This is a genomic window from Marinobacter litoralis (genome assembly GCF_016427555.1).
GTDB classification, from domain to species: Bacteria; Pseudomonadota; Gammaproteobacteria; order Pseudomonadales; family Oleiphilaceae; genus Marinobacter; species Marinobacter litoralis_A.
Map to the genome: position 1 here is coordinate 1,267,221 of NZ_JAELVS010000001.1, position 19,142 is coordinate 1,286,362.

A 19,142-nucleotide genomic window follows, 5' to 3' on the forward strand; every position below is an offset into this window, starting at 1 on the left:
GATTATGTTGGAACTAACAAAACGCCTTGGCGATGCGAACCACGCTGGGATCGACCCCGGCGAGATTCTGGACAACCTGATTTTGCCCTACGAGCTGCGCATTCGCGGCCGTTTGCGGGCCACCACCGAAACCAACGTGGACGTGGGCCTGTTTCTGGACCGCGGCCCGGTGCTACGGGACGGCGACCTGCTGCAAGCCAAAACCGGCGAAATCGTCCGCATTCGCGCCGCCGAAGAGCAAGTAGTCACCGCCCGCATCGAAAACGGCCAGCCACTGGCGCGCCTGTGTTACCACCTGGGCAATCGCCACGTAACACTGGCCATCGGCATGGACGAGCAGGGCGCCTATGTGCGCATCACCCCGGACCACGTACTGGAAGAGCTGGCGGAACGTTTGGGCGCAACCCTGACCCACCACACAGCCCCGTTCGACCCGGAACCCGGTGCCTACACCCAGGCCGGGTATTCCCACGGGCATGGCCATAGCCACAGCCATTCACACGATCACGACCACGGGCACAGCCATGGCCACAACCACGCAGATGCCCACTGAGGCCGCCGCCCCGCAGGGGAGTGATCTGGCATTGCTGGGCCTGATGCAGCTGGTCAGCCCGGCACTGCCCATCGGTACATTCGCCTGGTCCCAAGGGTTGGAAAGCGCCTTTGAACTGGGCTGGGTGAACAACGAAGCCGAACTGGCCCAGTGGATTGAAGGCGTACTGGAAGACGGCCTAAGCCGTTGCGAACTGCCTCTGTTGGTGCGATTGCAAAACGCCTGGGCCGACAGTGAAACCGAAGTGCTGGCGCAGTGGAACGACTGGCTGCACGCCACCCGGGAAACCGCCGAACTGAGCGACGAAGACAGCCGCCTTGGCGCGGCCCTCGTGACCCTGCTGCGCAACCTGGAACTGCTGCCCGAGCCATACCTGATACCGAAAGACCCCGGCTACATCACCATGTTCGCCTGGGTTGCCCATAAACGGTGTGTGCCCGTGCGCCAAACACTGCTCGGGTTCGCCTGGGCCTGGCTGGAAAACCAGCTCGCCGTGGCCTGCAAAGCGCTGCCTTTAGGCCACACGGCCGCCCAGCGCATCATCGAACAGCTGCGGCCGCAACTGGCAGTAGCCGTAGACGCTGCGCTGGAACGAAACGATCACGAACTCGGGCCCATCCTGCCGGGATTGGCGCTCGGAAGTGCCCTACACGAAACACAGTATTCAAGGCTTTTCAGAAGCTGAACAACGATTGAGGAGAATTAGCCATGACACATTGTTTGAGAGTTGGAGTCGGCGGCCCAGTAGGCTCTGGTAAAACCGCCTTGCTGCGCCAGTTGTGCAAAGCCCTGCGCAACCACTACAACATCGCCGTGGTCACCAACGACATCTATACCCGGGAAGACGCCGACTTCCTGCTGCGACACGAAGCGCTGGACGCAGACCGCATCCTCGGCGTGGAAACCGGCGGCTGCCCGCACACCGCCATCCGCGAAGACGCCTCTATGAACCTGGCGGCCATCGACGATCTGCAAAACCGCCACCCGGATCTGGAACTGGTGCTGGTGGAATCCGGTGGCGACAACCTGTCGGCCACCTTCAGCCCGGAACTGAGCGACCTCACCCTGTACGTGATCGACGTGTCCGCCGGCGACAAAATCCCCCGCAAAGGCGGCCCCGGCATCACCAAATCCGATCTGCTGATCATCAACAAAATCGACATCGCCGAACAGGTACACGCCTCGCTAGACATCATGGAACGGGACAGCAAAAAAATGCGCGGCGAACGCCCCTTCGTGTTCACCAACCTATACGACGGAGTAGGGCTGGAAACCATCATCAGCTTCATTCTTGAGCGCGGCATGCTGCCGGAAAGGCGGCCCGAAAAATTGGCCAAAGAAGCCTGAGCAACCGAACAGACACGATATTAGAACCACCAGGAGCAACACCATGAAACTGACTTCAAAACTTCTCACCGCCGCCGCGCTGCTAGCCGCCTCTGCATCCGCCATGGCACACCCCGGCCACACCGAAGGTGGCTTCACCAGCGGCCTGCTGCACCCCATGCTGGGCTTAGACCACCTGCTGGCCATGGCCGCCATTGGCTTTTGGAGCGTACGCCAGAACAAACTGATGAAAAACGCCACCCCAGCCTTTGTGATTGGCGGGATGGTAGGTGGTGCAGCCTTGGCGTGGGGCGGCCTGAGCATGCCCGGCGTTGAAACCGGCATCACCTTCTCGGTACTGGTAGCCGGTATCCTCATTGCCACACTGGCGAAACTGCCCACCGCCGTGGGTGGCACCCTGGTTGGTGCCTTTATGTTATTCCACGGCTTTGCCCATGGCGCAGAAATGCCCGAAGGCGCAACACTGGCTGCGTATCTGGCTGGTTTCTCCATCGCCACACTCGCCATCACGTTGGTTGGGCGCGGGCTGGGTAGCTTGATGATGAAGGCGGATAGCCGGTTTAGCCGCGGGGTTGGTGGTGTGCTGGCGGCTGCGGGGGCGTATTTGGTGGCGGCTTGAGCTAGCTACCAACTCATAGAATGCCCCGCCATACCTGACTGCACGACAAATCCCTCCCGAAGCCTCAACAGCAAATTCGTGCATCCGTCGCGAATTTGCTGAATTTCAGATTGACTATATAGGAAGTTTACTGAAAATTAGGTAGTGTATGTATACACACAAGGGAACTTGCCGCTGTTAGGGACGACAGATGGATTTCAGTTTGCTGCTTCATTTTTTTCGAATCTCTCTCGCCCCTTTTACCGCTGGTTTTTCTTGGTGCCTTGTTCAGGTTTTTTGAACGAAGGTGGTTTTCGTGTGCCTAGGCATTTTGGGGGCCTTGCGAAAGGCTCTGCGCCAAGATCATTGTTCCTGCTTCGTTATTGCAATAATGAAGTGGTCACGCGATTACATCGGGGATGATTGATTATGTTTGCAAATCGCTGATTTAAAATAGAAAAAAATAAATTAATATTTGATGGTGGGCGCGGATAGTGGAAGCCACTTTTGTCCAATAACGAAGCGCTCTATCTAATCACTGTTAGGCAGAGAGAAAAGGATTATGTTTCAAAAAGTTATAATTGCTATTTTGTTGTTCTCTGTACTGGGTGGGTGCACTGAGCCCCTACCTGATGACTCGGCCATTGCCGAAGCTGTATCAAAGTCAGACGATTACTCTACTTACGAAAGTGAATTTATCGCCGCGACCAAAAATCTGCTAAAAAGCGAGCAATGTTCAATTGGCGACTTTAAAGAGATGGGTGGATGGATGAAATCCACAACCACTTATAAAGACGAACCCGTTTATTTCACCTACTGTGGAGGCATGACGATCTCTAATCGCATCTACCTCGACGCAAGCAAGGGCGAAACTTTTCGGTAGGCGCACTCAAGCAAATCCTTGGGGTATCGTAGACCGGATAACCCGGCAATTGACAGGACTGGACATCTAGGCAAAGAGAATGGAACGAAACTGGGATACGATTCGCGAAATCCTCGGTGAAGTGGAGAAGTTGCCGCCGGACTCGTCTCTTTCGTTGAAAGATTTTGATGAAGGGCGAGCTCACGAAGTTTCATATCAAGTTGTACTTCTTGCAGAAGCAGGCTTGGTAGATGCCTCGCTATCAAAAAGCATAGGAACAGGCCCTACCCATTTTGTTCTTCGGCGACTTACCTGGTCTGGGCATGATTTTCTCGATGCAATTCGGGACGAAAAACTTTGGCATAAAACGAAAGTTCGAATCGCTGAGCATGGCGGCGCAATGACCTATGAACTTGTCAAAACTGTAGCGGTATCATTGGCGAAGTCTGCGCTTGGAATATAGGAATGCCTAACCATTACAGTCACAGCGACGTCTACTCCATTGCGGCTTCGCCTCCATTCCGCAGCCGCGCGTGCTGAGCGGCGTTACAATTTTTAAAAAGAGGTACAAATAGTGAGTGAGCTAATCGATCATTCTGATGACGGCACCCAATCTGTTCAGGTTGGAGATGGGCAAGGTTCACCGGTTATACCAATAAAAGTTTATCAGGACATTTATCATCAGATCACCGGTAGAACTGAACAGATTAAAAAGAAATACGATGAAAGTCTATTGATTGGAATGCAAGAGATAGAGCAATTGCATCATAAAATGCTACAACTTTGTGATATTCACACAATTGTTGCAAGAAATGAAACGGTTTCAATTTTTCATGATCAAGATCGCAAAGAGCAGTTTACATCCTTTGAAAGGTTTTTAGCTTATAACTCGAATTCAGCAAGCCCAACAATGAACGTAGTTTTGAAGTACAACTTCGCAATTGTAGTTGCTGGGCGAAAGAACCCCCAAGAATATGTTGTGACTATTAGGTTGGCTTCCAGGGTTGCCCTAATCAAAAAGTTAAAGGAAGATGCTCCACCTTTCATTCCTGGCCATTTCCTTGCTGCGATGGCAGGAGATGTAGCTGAAATTAGTGTTGAATACGCTGATTATGTTGTGGCGAGAGGATTCGTGGAGGCTTTTGATGAATGGATTAGAGGTTGTAATACTAATTCAGAGCCAAAATCTATAAGGATTTTGAAGAAATACTCATCATTTTTCCCAAAAACTTTTGGCCCATTGGTTGCGGCATCCACTCTTTTTTTTACGCTTAGTTATATTGATGATAGTAACCTTGTAGATTTAAACGCAACATACATTGCCAAGCTTTTTGTAATATTTCTAGTCGGCCTTTATCTTCTGGTTACACTTGCTGGTTTTGCTGGAAAGTTAATCGAGAACTCGATCGATCGATATATGCCTATTTCCTATGTTAATTTAAATCGAGGCGACTCGAAATTGATAAACGAATTTAACAGCGGCAAAAAAAGTAGATGGATCGAGTTGTTAGCAGGCTCATTTCTGACAATCATCCTTGGCATCGCTTCTAGCAAGATTGCAGCTTTAATCACTTTTTAACAAGTCGCAGCAGTACGCGGCCGTGGCCGCCGGACGCCCTTTAAGTGGCTCCTGCGTCGCCACTGCAAGGTCGCCGCTGTGCTTCGACGTTAACTGTCTTTATCTATGAATATCGTAACCTGGAACTGTAACGGAGCGTTGAGGCGAAAGCTTGCAGAAGCGGAGAGCTTGCAAGCTGATGTTTTGGTGGTTCAGGAATGTGAAAACCCTGCGCTATCGTCCCCTGCATACAGGGAGTGGGCCGGTGCGTACCTATGGGTGGGTGAGTCAAAGAATCGTGGTATTGGCATCTTTCCCCGAAACGGCCATCGAGTAGAAAAGTTAAATTGGAGCGGTAGCTTTTCTGTATCGGGGCTGGTCAGCAAAAGCGAAACGCTGAGTTGGAAAACAGAAGATCTCAGGCTTTTTCTTCCCTTCACTATTAACGACGAGTTTACCGTGCTGGCCGTGTGGACAAAGGGGCGCAATGACGAAGCATTTTGTTACATGGGGCAATTTTGGAAGTATCTTCAGATCCATCGTGAAGACCTTAGCAAGCCAAAAACAGTCATTCTCGGTGATTTTAATAGCAATGTGCGCTGGGATAAGCCTGATCGGTGGTGGAATCACTCGGACGTAATTGCCGAGCTTAGAGCGATGGGATTCGAAAGCCAGTACCATCGAGTTTTCGATGAAAATCAGGGAAGCGAGACCATCCCAACATTTTTCCTCCAGCGGAATCGCCAAAAGGCGTACCACATTGATTACGCTTTTACTTCGCCTGACTTGACCGAAGAATGTAATTTGCAGATCGGCCAGCATGATGACTGGATTTCGACAAGTGACCATGTTCCTTTGACGCTGATCATCAACCGTTAAAAAGCTGGTCAACGGAACGCAGGGCCTCCAACCGCTGCGCAGTTCACGGCAGGTTATGCGGGCATCTTAGGGAATGCAAAAAGATCGATTTACGAACCGACATAGGACGTTGAGAAATGAAATGGGCTTTTATCGACTACGAGAACGTAGGCAATCTCGGCAAGGTCAATCTCTCAGAGTATGAGCGGGTCATCGTGTTCCTCGGGGCTAAGCAGCCCAAGCTGGACTTCATGGACACGAAGTATGATAAACCGATCAATATGGTGGTCATTCAGCTAAAGGCCACGCAGGCGAATAATCTCGATTTCCATCTTGCCTATTATCTCGGAAAGTTCGATGCCCAGGCCGACCGAACGGTGTCGTTTGAGGTGATAAGCAACGATTCGGGGTTCTCGCCGCTGATTGCTCACATCAAGTCCAGTGGGCGGGCCTGCAAGCAGGTGAAGATTGCTGGTGCGTCTGGTGAAACTCAGAAGTTGATCAAAAACTTATCTGCCAGACCAAAAGATAAACGCCCTCAGAAGGTCGCTAGCCTTCGCAACCACATCGCTTCTCACCTCCGGCTCCAGGGAAACGAGGTAGCTATTCAGAAAGCCCTTAACCAATTGGTACAGGCTAAGTTTCTAAAGGTGTCTGATACCGGCGTGGAGTATTTGGCTTGAAGGTAAGACTAGGGCGATTTTATTTTGGCGAGGGCACTTAAAGGATTACGGGTACAGGAGACGCAGTAATGCCCGATTTCAAAAGAATGGCCGGGGAGAAGCAGGAATCACAGGTTTCCTATTTCCTTGACCGGTATTTTGGCAGTAATGATAACTACAGAATCCTCAATGATCTTGTGATTGAGGTGAATGGTTTTAACTCTCAAATTGATCATCTGGTTGTTTACAAAGCCGGATTTATAGTCGTTGAAAGTAAAAGTATTCAGGGCTCGGTGCGCGTGAATTCTCTGGGTGAATGGGAACGATCCTACAAAGAGGAATGGTTTGGCATTCCCTCCCCGGTGCAGCAGGCCGCAGTGCAGATAGACAATCTCAAGGCTCTTCTTCAGGAGCATCGCTCCCAGCTGATCGGGAAGCTTCTGGGCCTGCAGCAAAGTTTTGGTTTGCGCCAATACAAAACCGTGATCGCGATTTCCAGCTCTGCGCGATTAGATCGGGACAATATCCCTGCGGATATCTCACAACATATCGTTAAAACCGAGTTTCTTGTCGATAAGATCAAAGACCTTACCCAAGCTGCGAGCAGCGGCCTGAAAAGCTTCGCTAAGAGTGAGCCGCGCTTTACAGCGGACGAGATGGATCGGATTTATTCGTTCTTGAAGAACTACCAGCGGTCCGGCGAACCAACACCAGTAACGGACACCAAGCCTGCCGCTAAGCACGCTGAAGTGCCAAAAACGCTTGGCCAGGATTTCGTAACAGTGAGCTGCAAAAAATGCGGTGAGACCGATGCTCTCGGAGCTCAATATGGACGCTTCGGCTATTATGTTGTGTGCGCCAAGTGCTCAACAAATACTGCTCTCAAGCATGGCTGCCCAGCATGCGGCTCAGCTTCTACCAAGACCCGAAAATCCAGATCTGATATGTATCTGGATTGTCAGTCTTGCCAGAAAAGCATTCCGTTTGCAGTTAAGTGGGGTGATATTCGCGGCGGCATGAACCGTTGACCCGCTCATAGATAGATCCGTCACCTTGCAAAAGTCCGTCATTGACGTATATTGGTTGTCATGTTTACCATCATCGAAACCCCTACATTCGAAGCAGATGCAGGAAAAATCTGGACTGAAGAAGAAAGGAACGCCTTCTTCACTTGGTTGGCAGCTAATCCGGAAATCGGCGATCCCATTCCGGGTAGCGGTGGATGTAGAAAGGTTCGATGGTCGTTGGCGGGTTCAGGGAAGCGTGGTGGAGTGCGAGTTATCTACTTCACCCGATTGGCAAATGGTGAGATCTGGCTGTTGGTGATCTACAAGAAGGCCGTCAAGGAGAACATACCCGCGCATATCTTGAAGTCCATTCGTGAGGTATTGGAAAATGAGCAATGAAACTCTGAGTGCCGAGGAGCTTGGCAACAAGCTGCTTCAATCTGTTAAAGAGATGAAAGCTGGCAAAGCTGCTCGAGTCAGTCGTGTGGAGCCAAATGAAGTTGCAGAGGCGCGTGGCAAGACGGGCCTCACACAGCGGGAGTTTGCCGAGGTGCTTCATATTTCCCCGCGCACGCTACAGGAATGGGAGCAGGGGCGGCGTAAGCCTTCTGGGCCAGCAAAGGCGCTCATTGAGATTGCTTTTCGTCATCCGGAGATTATTCGGGAAGGCCTCGAGCTCAGGGGTTAACAAGCTGCTGTTGTCGGGCGCGCCTACGATGGCGCTCCGGCACGTTGATCTCTAAACAGCCCAACCATGAGTGTTCTATGAAATTCCTAATCCTCGCCATTTTCGCCGCCATCACCGCCTTCCTAATCTGGCGCAGCAAACAAAACACCGACCCCACCGAGCAAGCCTGCGCCATCGAAATCGGCAACCTGCTTAAAGCCAACCCAGATGCTAAACTGCAGGCTATTGCCGATATCTTCACGAAACACGGTATTGCCCCTTCCCGCTGTAAGAACGTCGGCGCGATGGTCATGCCGCAGTTACGCAAAAATGGCCTGAAGCCGGAAGATGCGCGCATTGTGATGGGGCAGGTGAGGGCGGCTTACCCTCTCGTTCGCTAGGGTGCTGTTCAGGCCAGTTAAGGTGAGGACAAAGCCTGCACTTCGTCGTCGAGTGTCACCTCGCCTCCTTCAACCACTCTCGCGGTAATCCCGCCGTGCCCGCGCATGGCGTTATAGCCACCGGGCCCAAGCGTTATCTCCATCTTGCTGCAGGGGTGGCATTGGCCAGTGTATTCCAACACCACGCTGCCTATCCGGAACATTTTGCCTTTCAGCGCCAGTAAGTTCAGGCCAGAGACGACTATGTTGCGCCGGAACACTTCGGGTTCTATGGCTTCTCGCTGAAGGAAGGAGCCAATGGCGTGCAGGTGTTCTTGCTGAATCAGGGTGACTTGGCGTTTGCTGGTTTCGCGCCCGGCGAATCGGTCGCCTTCCAGGCCTTTGCCCGGGGTGATTGCCACGCGCTCGATTGCCTGCATAGGCTCGCCGCGAGCGGGGCGGGTGCCAATCCATTCCACGCGTCCGCGTTGGGGCAGGGTATCTAGCAGGGTTTGTAGTGGGGTTGGTTCAAGCATGGGCCAGTGCTCGCACGCAGTTGCGAAACAGCGCCGCCGAGAAAAACCGGTGTTCCCCGGGCTGTTCTGCCACCAGTAGCTGGCCGCCGGATTCGTGGATGCCGCCTTCGATCATCAGGTTATCGCTCATTTCGAAGTCCTCAATGGCGTGGCCATGTTCATCTTGATCGGCAGCACCGGCGCGGTCGCGATAGTTCCGGCTGTCCAGAGTAAACCCCAAAGCGGGTTTGCCTTGGCCAATCATATAGCCGACTTCAAACACGGTGCCCGGGTCTGCGCTGATGCCTCGAAACGGCGTGAGGTTGGCAATGATGGCATCGCAGCTGTCCATCAGTTCGCGGTTAGCCTGGTAGATTCGGTGGCCGCGTTCGGGTTTGGCTTCGTTTTCTGAAAACGTCAGAGCGGTGTCCAGCGGGTCTACGCCTTCATATCCGGCTTCCTGAAGTATGCGCTTTTTCTCGGCCACGATGGCCTTGTGTTCTTCGACGGGGAAGAACACTTCGGGGCCGGCGAGGTAGATGCGTTTTGGTGATGTCATGTGACCCTCGGCTCTTATTTCGGTTGATGAGCCAGTTTACGTGCCCAGTGCTGCTTTGTGGATAGGTCTGCAATTCACCACTGAATGAATGCGTTTCTTTCTATCTGGTGGTGCATCGTCCATTTTTGCATCAAGTTTCCCGAAGCCGCGTGGTACGGGGCTTATGATGGGTTAACCCTAGGTTCCCAACACAGTTATCCACAGGTTTTGTGAGTAAAGTGCACGGAGGATTTGAGTTCAGCGGCCCGTGGATGCTTGCTCGTCTATACTCAACAGGGGCGTGTGAATAAGGGGGAGCTATGATGCGTTATCTTGCGGTTCTGTTATTCACTGTGTTTTTTGCGAGCAGCGTTTTCGCCAGCCATTGTCCTACGCTGATACACAAGATTGATGAACAACTGAAGATGGTTCAACTGGACAGTGCAACGGAAACCCGAATCAAGGAACTCCGGGATAGGGGGCAGGCGCTGCACAACCAGGGTAAGCACGCCGAGTCGGTAAAGGTGCTTAATAAAGCGATCGATGAACTGGACGCTGCGATGTAACGTTTCCAGTACGCTTGGCCAGTTCGCGTCCGCCTGCTGAATGAATCTTTCGAGGTCTGCCAGCCATAGGTTTTGAAGAGTCTGGTAGTAGTTCAGGAGCAGGCGGTCGTCCCTATTGCCTCCGCACGACGGTCCCGCAGCTTATCGCGTTGCTTGATTTCTCTTCTTATGCCCTGATTATTCCTACAACTAACCAATCAGAGGCAGATGCATCATGACTAACGTTCGACACCTGGTGTGTCCCCATTGCGACAAAGTGAACCGTGTACCTGCCGACAAGCTGTCAGCCGGCGGCAATTGTGGTGCCTGCAAACAACCGCTGTGGCCAGATCAGATTCTGGAGTTAACGGAACAGAGCTTTGCTGCACACACGAAACGCAGCGATGTGCCTGTGCTGGTGGACTTCTGGGCCAGTTGGTGTGGCCCGTGTAAAGCGATGGCCCCCCAGTTCGAGCTGGCTGCGAGAGATTGGAATGGGAAAGTCCGCTTTGCCAAGCTGAACACCGAACAAGCGCCTGGGCCAGCCGGTCAGTCTGCGATTCGCAGTATTCCTACCGTGATTTTGTTTCAGAACGGCCGGGAAGTCGCCCGCCAAAGCGGTGCCATGAATCAGGGGCAGATTAATCAGTGGCTGCAATCGGCAACCCGGTAAATGACAGCGTTGGCGCTATGCTCGCCAACTTGCCTGTTTTAGCATCAATTTCCCGGAGCCCCTGTGACACGGGGCTTATGCAAGGTTAACCCGAGGTTCCCAACACAGTTATCCACAGCTTTTGTGCGTAAAGTTCGTGGCAGTTTGGCGTTTTTCTGCCTGGATCGACGAGCTGTACGCTGCGATGTGACTATTCCAGGACAGTCGGCCAATTGGCGTTCGCTTGCTGAATGAACCCATCGGGATTCTCCAGCCATCGGTCCTGTATGGACTGACTGTAGTTTAGGTACAAGCGGTCGTCCCGGATGGTCCAGTGTTGTGGATCACCTTTCGCAAGGTAGCCTTGGGCGACTGCCCAGGCGCAGTAGCCGCCATAGGCGGGGGCGAAGTATTCGGGGTTGGCCTCGAAACGCGCCAGGTTTTCCGCGTTCGCGAAGCGCCAAGTCACGCCTTGAAACTCGGTGGTGTAGTCGCCCGAGCCTTTTGTGGCTTTTCCCGTCTCGAAGTAACTAACGGTGTCGTAGCCGCCCGCGCCTGTGTTACTCAGCAGGCCGGTGTAAACGGCAGGTTCCGCGGCATAGGTATCGGTCGTGAATAGAAGCGCGAAGGTGATGAATGCCAGTCGTGTGCTCATGTCGGTTTCCTCGAAGAGCGGGAGGCGTTGCCCGAGCGGTGTATTTATCTTCCCGGTTGCTCGGTTTGACCGGCAGCGGTTAGGCATGTTCCCGCCGTTGGTCATGTTGCCGCTGTTGAGACGGATTCTCTATATCCATATAGCCTTCATATATAGGCCATTTTTGCATCAAATCTTTCGAGCCCTTGCGCCACAAGGCTTATGGCGGTTTAACCCTAGGTTCCCAACAATCTTATCCACAGCTTCTGTGCGTAACGTACGTGGGAATACCGGTTTACCCATAGCCTGCCGCTGACCAGAATCCACCGCCTTACGTATTTAATCGCTTGCTCATTAACGGGCCAGGGTTTAACGGGAGCCCCTATGAAAGCTGTACTTGATGTTTATCTGAAGTCTTCACTGGTGCTGCGCATTGGCATTGCGTTGGTTCTGGGTTTGGTGGTCGGCCTTGTCGGCGGGCCGGTGGTGGCCGAATGGTTGAATCCGCTCGGGGAGCTGTTGCTGAAGCTGTTGAAGTTTCTGATCGTGCCGATTGTGCTGTTTACCCTGATGGTGGGCATCAATCAGGCCAACCTTTCCAGCATGGGCCGTGTCGGCCGGAAGCTGCTGGGTTTCTATGTGCTGACTTCGGCGCTGGCCATTGTGGTGGGGCTGGCAGTGGCTTCCTTATTCGAGCCCGGTAATGGTCTGGAATTATCGTCGTCGGCCACCGTCGAGGTGCCGGATAACCCGGGCTTTGTACAGGTGCTGTTGAACATTGTGCCTGCCAATATTGTGGAAGCGTTTGCCAAGCCGAACCTGCTGGGGATTATTTTCACCGCGATTGTGTTTGGTGTGGCCCTGCTGAAACTGCGGGAGTCAGATGCTCACCGCGAATCGGCGGAAAAGTTGTACGGCGTGGTGTCTGGCCTGAACGATGTCACTATGAAGGTGATGTCTGGGGTTCTCCAATACGTGCCGATTGGCGTGTTTGCGATTGTTGCCAGTACCGCCGGTGCGCAGGGTATGGCGACGATACTGGCGCTGGGCGATATGGTGTTGGTGTTGTACATCGCTCTGGCGGTGCAGCTGCTGGTTTACGGAGTTCTGATGCGCCTGAATGGTGTTAGCCTACGCGACTTTATTCGTGAAGCACGGGCACCGGTCGCCACGGCCTTCGCGACCCAGAGCAGTTCCGGGACTCTGCCATTGACGCTAAACGCAGCCCGTCGTATGGGAATCCCGCAGCGTATCTATGGTTTCAGCTTGCCGTTGGGTGCCACCATCAATATGGATGGCGCGGCGATCCGTATTGCCATTTCCGCTGTGTTTGCGGCCAATGTGGTGGGGATGCCCTTGGATTACGTCACCATGCTGGAAATCGTCCTGATCGGTACGTTGGCTTCTATCGGTACCGCCGGTGTGCCGGGCGCGGGTATTGTTATGATTGCCACGGTGTTTGCCCAGGTGGGATTGCCCATTGAAACCGTGGCCTTGCTGGTATCGATTGATGCTCTAGTTGGTATGGGCGCCACCGCCATGAATGTCACCGGGGATCTGGTGGTTACCTCGGTGATTGGCCGTTCCGAGGAGAAGCACGAATCGGTGCCGGAAAGCTCGATGGAGCTGGAGCAGCAGTTGTCTTAGAGCATCCGGACCGCAGCTGGCTATAATGTCGTACTTTTAACCGTTGCAGAGAATTTTATGCAAATCGAAAAGAATAAAGTGGTTTTGTTCCACTACAGTGTGCGTGATGAACAGGACAACGTTGTTGAAACCTCCCGTGGAGGTCTGCCGAATGCTTACCTGCATGGCCACGGCGGTGTTATCCAAGGTTTGGAAGAAGCCCTTGAAGGCCGCGAAACGGGCGAAGTTTTCAGCGTAACCATCAGCCCGGAAAAAGCCTATGGGCCCCGCAAACCGGATGCCATTCAACGAGTGCCGGTGAAGCATTTGATGGGAGCCAAGCGCTGGAAGAAAGGCATGGTTGCGCAAGTTCAAACCGAGCAGGGCCCGCGCCATGTGGTGGTTGCCAAGGTCGGTCTTAAGTTTGCGGATGTGGACACCAATCACCCGATGGCCGGTAGAACCCTGACCTTCGATATCGAGATCATCGAAGTGCGCGATGCCGATGCCGAAGAGATTGCCCACGGCCACGCCCATGGGCCGGGTGGGCATCACTGAGTCGTGTCTAGCTCTGATTGGCGTGAAGAGCGTCCGGTTGAATTTGAACGGCGGCGGGCATTCTTTATGGCGGCGGGTGGCCCCGTTGTTTTGAATAAACGCACGAAGGTTGAGCGGGTGCCTTGCCCTTGTTGCGGCTATCCAACGCTGAAGCAAAGAGGGCGTTACGAAATCTGTTGTCTTTGTATTTGGGAGGACGACGGAGAAGACGATGACAACACCCACCAGTGGGGCGGTGGACCAAATGGCGAGTACACTCTGACCGAAGCAAGGGCTAATGTGCGGGCGTTTGGCACTATGTATAACCCCAAACGCAACACCACGCTGACCGGTAACGATGGTCCAGAGGTGGTAAGTTTGAAACAGGAATTACGAGCCTTGTTTGATGGTTTACTGTCCTTGCCTGACAATGAGCGCGCTAGCCATTGGAAGAGCATTCTTGATAAAGAGCGAGCGTTGCGAAAAGCTGAACAGCGGCAGATGACACTTGCGCGTGGGCGTGGTTGAATATGTGCACAGAATAAAAACATAAAACAAAACTGTGTGTGACGGTTTTAGGGTATAACAGTCCGTTACTCACGTCAGTTGCATACTGGACACTTGGCCTAATAAAAAAATGACAAGCTCCCGAGTTGTTTCTGTTTTGCTCGCCCTTACCTTGTTTGCACTGACGGGCTGCGGCACTACCCATTCACACACGCGTAATGGTGTTTCGCAGGTTGAGGCTTGGCAGCCGGAATACGAAGCCAAGCAGACTTCGGTTAAGGATGTAACCTTTAAATCGTCGACATTGTTCGTGGGCGATGGCTGGTATGTGATGGAACTGGAACAGACGTATCTGGTTCAAAAAGTGCTCTACGACCAGCCGGTTTACTATTCTCGGTACAGTAAAGAACCGAATCTCTTATACATTCTGAATCCATTTCTCTGGCTCATCTGCCTTGATACGCCCTCCGAATGTTTTGGCCGAGAGGGGGAGTGGTCTGGCCCTTACGATAATGGCGACAAGACCGTAGCTCGAGTCATCGATCAGGAGTCGCGTTCCGGTTACCTTGCTCATCCGTCTGCTGAATTGAAGGTTTCGGTAGTCGCAAGCAATCAGGCACGGGAGTGGCATGAGACGTTTCAGCCGCGCATATCTGGTGGCAAGGCTTCGATTAATCTTAAAGAGGCGCTGGAAAGCGCTCCGTTTAAGCCCACATCTGTCGTTGTTCATGGAGAATTGCGCGCGGGAGATGTATCTACCTCCCACACTTCTCTTTACAAGCAAGCAACACTTGACCGCCTCAATCTTTTTTCTGAAAGCTGGCTGAGCAAGCCGGAACTGTATACCCATTACGTTCACCAGATCCGCTCGTGTATGAATGAGTCTGACTACAAATGTGCGGTTCAGCAGTTCTTCAAGATTCAGGCGTTGAGGGTTCAGCTACCGGATACCTTCTATTTTCATTTTGCCAAGGCCCTGTCCCGGGTCGGGGACACCGATAATGCCCGCAAAGCTGCTCAGATGTATCTAAAGGATTCTCGCCATATGGCTTATGCGGCTGAAGCGGAGGCTTACCTATGACCATGTACGATGTTTATCTGGGGCGATTCCTGAAGATCAAACGCGTCTTGCTTATGGCACTCGGTTATTGTCTCTCTTTGTCGGTGGTGCACGCTGCGGTTATTCCCCCGACGGCGGGGCCCCATACGGTGAGCTTCAGCGCGGATCAGATCACGGTGAAAGATGACACCACCGGTTACTCCGCGGTTGTTCAGGTTGAAAGTCGGCTTACTCTTGGGGTGCTTGTTGGGGAGCCGGTATACACCTGTGTGGCGGCCTGGAAACTGTTGTCTGTTGCGGCTGGAGACGATGGGTTTGATGCGGGGCTCACGGGGGCAGCCGAAGGCTCTTTTGGCGCGGGGAAACTGCCTCCTTCTGTATTACGGGATATCACGCTTTCCGATGTGGATATTGCCTACCCTCTGGCACCTGGGCTGCCGATTAACAGCTCATCACTGTTCGTGTGTGATGCGGGTATTATGAGAGCGGCGGGATCTGATAAACCGAGCTTTAATTTTCCTTCCAGTCCGTTGTGGCGCGAGTTGTTTTGGAACGATCTGACCAACCGTCATGAGCATCCGGATACTGCGAAAAAACTGTATGCCGATATGCTTGCAGCCTATGAAACGAGGGCCATACAAAACAGCAATGCTTTTTCATGGAGCGGCTCGCATGCAAATAAATGGGGCAGCTCTGTGCGTTCGGCATCTATCAATCTTTGGGCTGTGAAAAGCTGGTTGCATACGGTGTTGCAAGAGCAGGCAGAAACAGCGCGCAGAAAGGCTGAAGCCGTTGCAAAGGATAGCGAGGTTTTGGTCGATCAGCGTGGGGCAGTGAATAATGATTCCTTCGATGCGTTTATGACGGCGGTTTACAAGAAAGAGGAAGCTAAGCAGGCCTTAGCTAATCTGGAGCACCGAAAAATCAAGGTACCCGATAGCGCCCGAGTATCGCGAGAGCAGATGATGGTGGATTTGCGGAATTCCAGCTGTGCTGACCGAGCCAGTCTGGCTGCCCTGAACCGGGATTGGGATGCTGGATCCAGGATGCAAAAGACACTGGTCGGTTGTGCCACGCCTCGGTCAGCTCCTATGTATAACCAAGGTACGCTCAAGTTAACGCCACGCAAATATTGATGACAAAGCACGTTTCGAATGAGCTGCGGGCGGGCGTCACTGAGGCGTGTACTAACGGCCACCTCTTTGCCAAGACTTCTTAGGCAGACTAGATTAAATAGTCGGGGGAAGTAAACGAGGCAAGGTAGATGAAAGCGTTCTGTTTGATCATTGCTTACCTTGTTGCCGTTACCTTTCCATTGATCTTGTCTGCCTTGGTCGGCGGGCCGCCTCGCCAGTTTCACCAGGAACTGGCGTCTGGCCTTGGCATACTGGCTTTCTCCATGGTGCTCATGGAGTTCATTCTGTCGGGTCGTTTCAAGGTCATTTCGAACGGCGTCGGGATGGACGTCACCATGCGGTTGCACCAGATGATGGCGCGCACCGCATTGGTGTTCGCATTGCTGCATCCGTTTCTCTACCAAGGAACGCCTTCGGGAGGGCCGCGCCCTTGGGATCCAACCCGCGCATTGACGCTGACCACCGATTTTTCGGCTCTGGCATCCGGCATTGCCGCTTTTCTGCTGCTTCCAACCCTTGCGCTACTGGCCATCGGGCGTACCCAACTGGACTACAAATACGAGACCTGGCGGCTTTTGCACGGCATAGGTGCGCTCTTGATTGCGGTCCTGTTGTTGCATCACACCGTTTCGGCCGGGCGGTACGGTGCACAGCCGGTGATGACTTGGGTGTGGCTGGCCATGACAGGAGTGGCTGTCGGGTCGTTACTTACGGTTTACCTGCTGGTTCCTCTTCAGCAGAGGGCCAAGCCCTGGCGTGTGACATCCGTGACTCAATTGACATCGGAGCAATGGGAGTTAACGGTAGAACCGGAGGGGCATCGTGGTTTTGACTACAGGGCAGGGCAATTCGTTTGGCTGAATGTGGGCCATAGTCCGTTCTCTATGAAAGAGAATCCGTTTTCCATTTGCTCGGCCCCGGCAAGTGGCTCGGCGATATCTTTTATGATCCGAGAGCTCGGCGATTTCACACGAACCATCGGCCAGATAAAACCCGGAACCGTTGCGTATCTCGATGGTCCCTATGGCAATCTTTCCGTTGAGGGGCGTAATGAGCCCGGGATTGCTTTTATCGCGGGTGGCGTTGGCCTAGCACCGCTGCTGAGTATGCTCAGGCAGCTGCGTCTAAGCGGCGATTCGCGCAAGGTGAGGGTGCTCTATGGCAATCGGGTGATCGAGCAGATCGCTTATCGCGACGAGCTGGATGAGGGCGATGTCGTTTATGTGCTTTCAGAACCGCCAGAAGGCTGGTCAGGGGAGGCGGGCCTTATTGATGCCGCGCTAATGGACCGGGTATTTTCAGAGACGGAGTTCAGCGAGTGGCTTTTCGTGATGTGCGGCCCGAGGGGCATGATGGACGGCGTTGAAGATCACCTGATCAAGAGAGGCACGCCCTCGCACCGTATTTTGTCGGAGCGCTTTAACTATGACTAACCCCATCAAACGATTGAGCCCGCGAGGGCGGGTGTCTATGATCATCTGGGCGCTGAATATTACATTGTGCCTTGCCCTTCTTGTTTTTGTGCTGCGGTAATCGATGACGTGAGATAAACCAGGAACGCTCTATTCTTCCTGTGCCATGTCATCCGCCGACCGCATTTTCATTTTATCTTTCTTTTTCATATCGGAGCGGCCGTCTTTTTTCGGGTCCATTTCGTCAGCTTTGCCTGTGGGGTCGCCGGCATTGTATTTCGATTTTGTGGACTCTTCGTGCCGCTCAGAATCCTGGCTTCCCTGTTTCGCGTGTTTATCCATATCCTGCTCACCCAAGTCCTTATTCTCATTGCCGTGATGGGCGGCGAGCAAGCCGGTTGAGCCCAAGGCTATGAACGGTGTGATCAGAGCATAGAGCGCAAGTGCATGGAGCTTTTTCATAGTACTCTCCTTCGTATAAGATGCTTAGCGCGGGGGATATGTCCGCTATGGATGCTTCATCTCAGCCTCTCTCCATGGCGTTGGTTTGATAAAGGAGAATGAGCTGCCACGACATATGGAGTGCCGGATGATCTCTTGATTTAAGTTCAGGGGACGGTGCTTATCAACTCGAGATGGTGACCTCGAACGCCGGATATCACTTAACGATTAGGCTCTTTTGTGTATAAATTTAACGCTCTGCTGTTTTTCTCCCTCTCACTCGTAGCCGGCTGCACGAATGTCGTCAGCGATGTGGCCAGAACCATTCATCCAGCGCCGTCGTCTTCTTTGCAGGCAAGCAAGCTGTTCTCAGCCGCGAGCGGGTTTTTCACCGAGGCGGGTTACCAGTGCAATGTCTACCCTGACCCTAGTCCCCTTCGTTGCACGAAAGAACTTCGCGATCTTTATATCCATCAGAGCCAAGCGGTGGTGCAGATCTATCCCCGCGATGAAGCGTACCCCCATACTCTGGTGACCAGCCGATGGGATGAAGGTCTGATTCCGGGTGAGTTTATTTCCAGCGAGTTCACTAATCCTGACGTAAAGGCGTTTTGTGAGTATCTGCACGCACACGCGTTGGGTAGTTGCCGGATAATCAAATAGTAAAAGGAGTGACTAATGGCTTTTGGGTGGGTAGTAGCAGGCACGGTTGGCCAGTTTCTTCTGGCATATATGATGTTTATGTTGGTGGTGTTCGCGTTCAGTGCTGTTGGCAGCACTCACCGGATCTCGCCGTTTGATTCGTCGGTGTTGGATTCGGCCATGTACTCCGTGCCTGCAAGCTGTATTGTCAGTGCGATCGTTGTGATTGTGCTGTATCGAATGGGTGCGGGAAAGCTGGCGTACCTTTGGTACACGGCTCCGTTGGTTTTGTTTTCGGGGTATTTGGTTTACATCAGGCTGTTTGTTAAGCCGGATTCCAATCTGTAATTCCTCACGTCGAACCGCTGTAAAGAGAGTTCTGGCCATTCAACGATTAAGCCCATG

The 19,142-nt window shown here is 52.9% G+C and carries 27 protein-coding genes; 23 read left to right on the forward strand and 4 right to left on the reverse strand.

The annotated features are described in order from the left end of the window. Positions 1–4: 4 nt before the first annotated feature. The 13 genes from ureE to JAO79_RS05875 all read left to right on the forward strand — a co-directional run bounded on the left by ureE (position 5) and on the right by JAO79_RS05875 (position 8,513). Positions 5–553, forward strand: coding sequence for an urease accessory protein UreE (gene ureE / locus JAO79_RS05815; RefSeq protein ID WP_199006167.1), 549 nt, complete (start codon positions 5–7; stop codon positions 551–553). Beyond that, positions 525–1,238, forward strand: a complete 714-nt coding sequence (locus JAO79_RS05820) for an urease accessory protein UreF (protein ID WP_199006168.1) — start codon at positions 525–527, stop codon at positions 1,236–1,238. Before ureE ends, JAO79_RS05820 begins: the two co-directional genes overlap by 29 nt. 23 nt (positions 1,239–1,261) lie before the next feature. Continuing rightward, positions 1,262–1,900, forward strand: coding sequence for an urease accessory protein UreG (gene ureG / locus JAO79_RS05825; protein WP_199006169.1), 639 nt, complete (start codon positions 1,262–1,264; stop codon positions 1,898–1,900). A 43-nt stretch (positions 1,901–1,943) separates the two neighbouring features. Then, positions 1,944–2,519 (forward strand): HupE/UreJ family protein, encoded by a 576-nt coding sequence (locus tag JAO79_RS05830; RefSeq protein ID WP_199006170.1) that lies wholly within the window; start codon positions 1,944–1,946, stop codon positions 2,517–2,519. Between the two features lie 541 nt (positions 2,520–3,060). Then, a complete protein-coding gene (locus JAO79_RS05835) occupies positions 3,061–3,381 on the forward strand; it encodes a hypothetical protein (protein WP_199006171.1) in 321 nt (106 codons plus the stop codon). 79 nt (positions 3,382–3,460) lie between these two features. Next, positions 3,461–3,823, forward strand: a complete 363-nt coding sequence (locus JAO79_RS05840; RefSeq protein ID WP_199006172.1) for a DUF2513 domain-containing protein — start codon at positions 3,461–3,463, stop codon at positions 3,821–3,823. A gap of 111 nt (positions 3,824–3,934) precedes the next feature. Continuing rightward, the gene (locus tag JAO79_RS05845) at positions 3,935–4,939 is read left to right on the forward strand and encodes a hypothetical protein (protein WP_199006173.1); all 1,005 of its coding nucleotides are present in this window, start codon (positions 3,935–3,937) and stop codon (positions 4,937–4,939) included. 105 nt (positions 4,940–5,044) lie between these two features. After that, entirely contained in the window at positions 5,045–5,797 is a 753-nt protein-coding gene (locus tag JAO79_RS05850) for an endonuclease/exonuclease/phosphatase family protein (protein WP_199006174.1), read from the forward strand. A 116-nt stretch (positions 5,798–5,913) separates the two neighbouring features. Then, on the forward strand, positions 5,914–6,459 hold the full coding sequence (locus tag JAO79_RS05855) for a PIN domain-containing protein (RefSeq protein WP_199006175.1): 546 nt from the start codon (positions 5,914–5,916) through the stop codon (positions 6,457–6,459). A gap of 68 nt (positions 6,460–6,527) precedes the next feature. Continuing rightward, complete coding sequence (locus JAO79_RS05860; RefSeq protein WP_199006176.1) at positions 6,528–7,466, forward strand: NERD domain-containing protein; 939 nt, start codon at positions 6,528–6,530, stop codon at positions 7,464–7,466. Between the two features lie 60 nt (positions 7,467–7,526). Beyond that, positions 7,527–7,844 carry a transcriptional regulator gene (locus JAO79_RS05865; RefSeq protein WP_199006177.1) on the forward strand — a complete coding sequence of 106 codons (318 nt, stop codon included), beginning with the start codon at positions 7,527–7,529 and terminating at the stop codon, positions 7,842–7,844. Next, complete coding sequence (locus JAO79_RS05870; RefSeq protein WP_199006178.1) at positions 7,834–8,133, forward strand: helix-turn-helix domain-containing protein; 300 nt, start codon at positions 7,834–7,836, stop codon at positions 8,131–8,133. Before JAO79_RS05865 ends, JAO79_RS05870 begins: the two co-directional genes overlap by 11 nt. Positions 8,134–8,210: 77 nt before the next feature. Further along, positions 8,211–8,513: a hypothetical protein gene (locus JAO79_RS05875; RefSeq protein WP_199006179.1), complete on the forward strand. Its 303-nt coding sequence runs from the start codon at positions 8,211–8,213 to the stop codon at positions 8,511–8,513. A gap of 17 nt (positions 8,514–8,530) precedes the next feature. On the opposite strand, the gene JAO79_RS05880 is transcribed toward JAO79_RS05875, so the two are convergent. Both JAO79_RS05880 and JAO79_RS05885 read right to left on the reverse strand, forming a co-directional pair. Further along, on the reverse strand, positions 8,531–9,028 hold the full coding sequence (locus JAO79_RS05880; protein WP_199006180.1) for an MOSC domain-containing protein: 498 nt from the start codon (positions 9,026–9,028) through the stop codon (positions 8,531–8,533). After that, positions 9,021–9,566: a nucleoside 2-deoxyribosyltransferase gene (locus JAO79_RS05885; protein ID WP_199006181.1), complete on the reverse strand. Its 546-nt coding sequence runs from the start codon at positions 9,564–9,566 to the stop codon at positions 9,021–9,023. The genes JAO79_RS05880 and JAO79_RS05885 overlap by 8 nt, the downstream gene beginning before the upstream one ends. Before the next feature lie 299 nt (positions 9,567–9,865). On the opposite strand from JAO79_RS05885, the gene JAO79_RS05890 reads away from it, so the two are divergent. Both JAO79_RS05890 and trxC read left to right on the forward strand, forming a co-directional pair. Beyond that, positions 9,866–10,111 (forward strand): hypothetical protein, encoded by a 246-nt coding sequence (locus JAO79_RS05890; RefSeq protein ID WP_199006182.1) that lies wholly within the window; start codon positions 9,866–9,868, stop codon positions 10,109–10,111. Between the two features lie 214 nt (positions 10,112–10,325). After that, positions 10,326–10,763, forward strand: coding sequence for a thioredoxin TrxC (gene trxC, locus JAO79_RS05895; RefSeq protein WP_199006183.1), 438 nt, complete (start codon positions 10,326–10,328; stop codon positions 10,761–10,763). A gap of 190 nt (positions 10,764–10,953) precedes the next feature. Here the strand turns inward: trxC and JAO79_RS05900 are convergent, their stop codons facing one another. Further along, positions 10,954–11,397 carry a YHS domain-containing (seleno)protein gene (locus JAO79_RS05900; RefSeq protein ID WP_199006184.1) on the reverse strand — a complete coding sequence of 148 codons (444 nt, stop codon included), beginning with the start codon at positions 11,395–11,397 and terminating at the stop codon, positions 10,954–10,956. A gap of 363 nt (positions 11,398–11,760) precedes the next feature. Between JAO79_RS05900 and JAO79_RS05905 the strand changes: the two genes are divergently transcribed. The 6 genes from JAO79_RS05905 (at position 11,761) to JAO79_RS05930 (ending at position 17,675) form a co-directional block, all read left to right on the forward strand. After that, on the forward strand, positions 11,761–13,023 hold the full coding sequence (locus tag JAO79_RS05905) for a dicarboxylate/amino acid:cation symporter (protein WP_199006185.1): 1,263 nt from the start codon (positions 11,761–11,763) through the stop codon (positions 13,021–13,023). Between the two features lie 57 nt (positions 13,024–13,080). Further along, on the forward strand, positions 13,081–13,560 hold the full coding sequence (locus JAO79_RS05910; RefSeq protein WP_199006186.1) for an FKBP-type peptidyl-prolyl cis-trans isomerase: 480 nt from the start codon (positions 13,081–13,083) through the stop codon (positions 13,558–13,560). Between the two features lie 3 nt (positions 13,561–13,563). Further along, positions 13,564–14,067 carry a CPCC family cysteine-rich protein gene (locus JAO79_RS05915; protein WP_199006187.1) on the forward strand — a complete coding sequence of 168 codons (504 nt, stop codon included), beginning with the start codon at positions 13,564–13,566 and terminating at the stop codon, positions 14,065–14,067. A gap of 109 nt (positions 14,068–14,176) precedes the next feature. Beyond that, positions 14,177–15,127: a hypothetical protein gene (locus JAO79_RS05920; RefSeq protein WP_199006188.1), complete on the forward strand. Its 951-nt coding sequence runs from the start codon at positions 14,177–14,179 to the stop codon at positions 15,125–15,127. Further along, complete coding sequence (locus tag JAO79_RS05925) at positions 15,124–16,242, forward strand: hypothetical protein (protein WP_199006189.1); 1,119 nt, start codon at positions 15,124–15,126, stop codon at positions 16,240–16,242. Before JAO79_RS05920 ends, JAO79_RS05925 begins: the two co-directional genes overlap by 4 nt. A 128-nt stretch (positions 16,243–16,370) precedes the next feature. Then, positions 16,371–17,675, forward strand: a complete 1,305-nt coding sequence (locus tag JAO79_RS05930; protein WP_199006190.1) for a ferric reductase-like transmembrane domain-containing protein — start codon at positions 16,371–16,373, stop codon at positions 17,673–17,675. A gap of 129 nt (positions 17,676–17,804) precedes the next feature. On the opposite strand, the gene JAO79_RS05935 is transcribed toward JAO79_RS05930, so the two are convergent. Beyond that, positions 17,805–18,116 (reverse strand): hypothetical protein, encoded by a 312-nt coding sequence (locus tag JAO79_RS05935; protein WP_199006191.1) that lies wholly within the window; start codon positions 18,114–18,116, stop codon positions 17,805–17,807. Between the two features lie 219 nt (positions 18,117–18,335). Between JAO79_RS05935 and JAO79_RS05940 the strand changes: the two genes are divergently transcribed. Both JAO79_RS05940 and JAO79_RS05945 read left to right on the forward strand, forming a co-directional pair. Beyond that, positions 18,336–18,758: a hypothetical protein gene (locus JAO79_RS05940; protein WP_199006192.1), complete on the forward strand. Its 423-nt coding sequence runs from the start codon at positions 18,336–18,338 to the stop codon at positions 18,756–18,758. Between the two features lie 15 nt (positions 18,759–18,773). Next, on the forward strand, positions 18,774–19,085 hold the full coding sequence (locus tag JAO79_RS05945) for a hypothetical protein (RefSeq protein WP_199006193.1): 312 nt from the start codon (positions 18,774–18,776) through the stop codon (positions 19,083–19,085). The last annotated feature ends 57 nt before the right edge of the window (positions 19,086–19,142 follow it).

Coding starts and splice junctions, on each gene's coding strand:
- JAO79_RS05830 (WP_199006170.1), top strand. CDS start 1,944: ATGAAACTGACTTCAAAACTTCTCACCGCCGCCGCGCTGCTAGCCGCC.
- JAO79_RS05910 (WP_199006186.1), top strand. CDS start 13,081: ATGCAAATCGAAAAGAATAAAGTGGTTTTGTTCCACTACAGTGTGCGT.
- JAO79_RS05820 (WP_199006168.1), top strand. CDS start 525: ATGGCCACAACCACGCAGATGCCCACTGAGGCCGCCGCCCCGCAGGGG.
- ureE (WP_199006167.1), top strand. CDS start 5: ATGTTGGAACTAACAAAACGCCTTGGCGATGCGAACCACGCTGGGATC.
- JAO79_RS05880 (WP_199006180.1), bottom strand. CDS start 9,028: ATGCTTGAACCAACCCCACTACAAACCCTGCTAGATACCCTGCCCCAA.
- JAO79_RS05905 (WP_199006185.1), top strand. CDS start 11,761: ATGAAAGCTGTACTTGATGTTTATCTGAAGTCTTCACTGGTGCTGCGC.
- JAO79_RS05935 (WP_199006191.1), bottom strand. CDS start 18,116: ATGAAAAAGCTCCATGCACTTGCGCTCTATGCTCTGATCACACCGTTC.
- JAO79_RS05835 (WP_199006171.1), top strand. CDS start 3,061: ATGTTTCAAAAAGTTATAATTGCTATTTTGTTGTTCTCTGTACTGGGT.
- JAO79_RS05945 (WP_199006193.1), top strand. CDS start 18,774: ATGGCTTTTGGGTGGGTAGTAGCAGGCACGGTTGGCCAGTTTCTTCTG.
- JAO79_RS05890 (WP_199006182.1), top strand. CDS start 9,866: ATGATGCGTTATCTTGCGGTTCTGTTATTCACTGTGTTTTTTGCGAGC.
- JAO79_RS05850 (WP_199006174.1), top strand. CDS start 5,045: ATGAATATCGTAACCTGGAACTGTAACGGAGCGTTGAGGCGAAAGCTT.
- JAO79_RS05840 (WP_199006172.1), top strand. CDS start 3,461: ATGGAACGAAACTGGGATACGATTCGCGAAATCCTCGGTGAAGTGGAG.
- JAO79_RS05885 (WP_199006181.1), bottom strand. CDS start 9,566: ATGACATCACCAAAACGCATCTACCTCGCCGGCCCCGAAGTGTTCTTC.
- JAO79_RS05875 (WP_199006179.1), top strand. CDS start 8,211: ATGAAATTCCTAATCCTCGCCATTTTCGCCGCCATCACCGCCTTCCTA.
- JAO79_RS05900 (WP_199006184.1), bottom strand. CDS start 11,397: ATGAGCACACGACTGGCATTCATCACCTTCGCGCTTCTATTCACGACC.
- trxC (WP_199006183.1), top strand. CDS start 10,326: ATGACTAACGTTCGACACCTGGTGTGTCCCCATTGCGACAAAGTGAAC.
- JAO79_RS05925 (WP_199006189.1), top strand. CDS start 15,124: ATGACCATGTACGATGTTTATCTGGGGCGATTCCTGAAGATCAAACGC.
- JAO79_RS05920 (WP_199006188.1), top strand. CDS start 14,177: ATGACAAGCTCCCGAGTTGTTTCTGTTTTGCTCGCCCTTACCTTGTTT.
- JAO79_RS05855 (WP_199006175.1), top strand. CDS start 5,914: ATGAAATGGGCTTTTATCGACTACGAGAACGTAGGCAATCTCGGCAAG.
- JAO79_RS05930 (WP_199006190.1), top strand. CDS start 16,371: ATGAAAGCGTTCTGTTTGATCATTGCTTACCTTGTTGCCGTTACCTTT.
- JAO79_RS05870 (WP_199006178.1), top strand. CDS start 7,834: ATGAGCAATGAAACTCTGAGTGCCGAGGAGCTTGGCAACAAGCTGCTT.
- JAO79_RS05860 (WP_199006176.1), top strand. CDS start 6,528: ATGCCCGATTTCAAAAGAATGGCCGGGGAGAAGCAGGAATCACAGGTT.
- JAO79_RS05865 (WP_199006177.1), top strand. CDS start 7,527: ATGTTTACCATCATCGAAACCCCTACATTCGAAGCAGATGCAGGAAAA.
- ureG (WP_199006169.1), top strand. CDS start 1,262: ATGACACATTGTTTGAGAGTTGGAGTCGGCGGCCCAGTAGGCTCTGGT.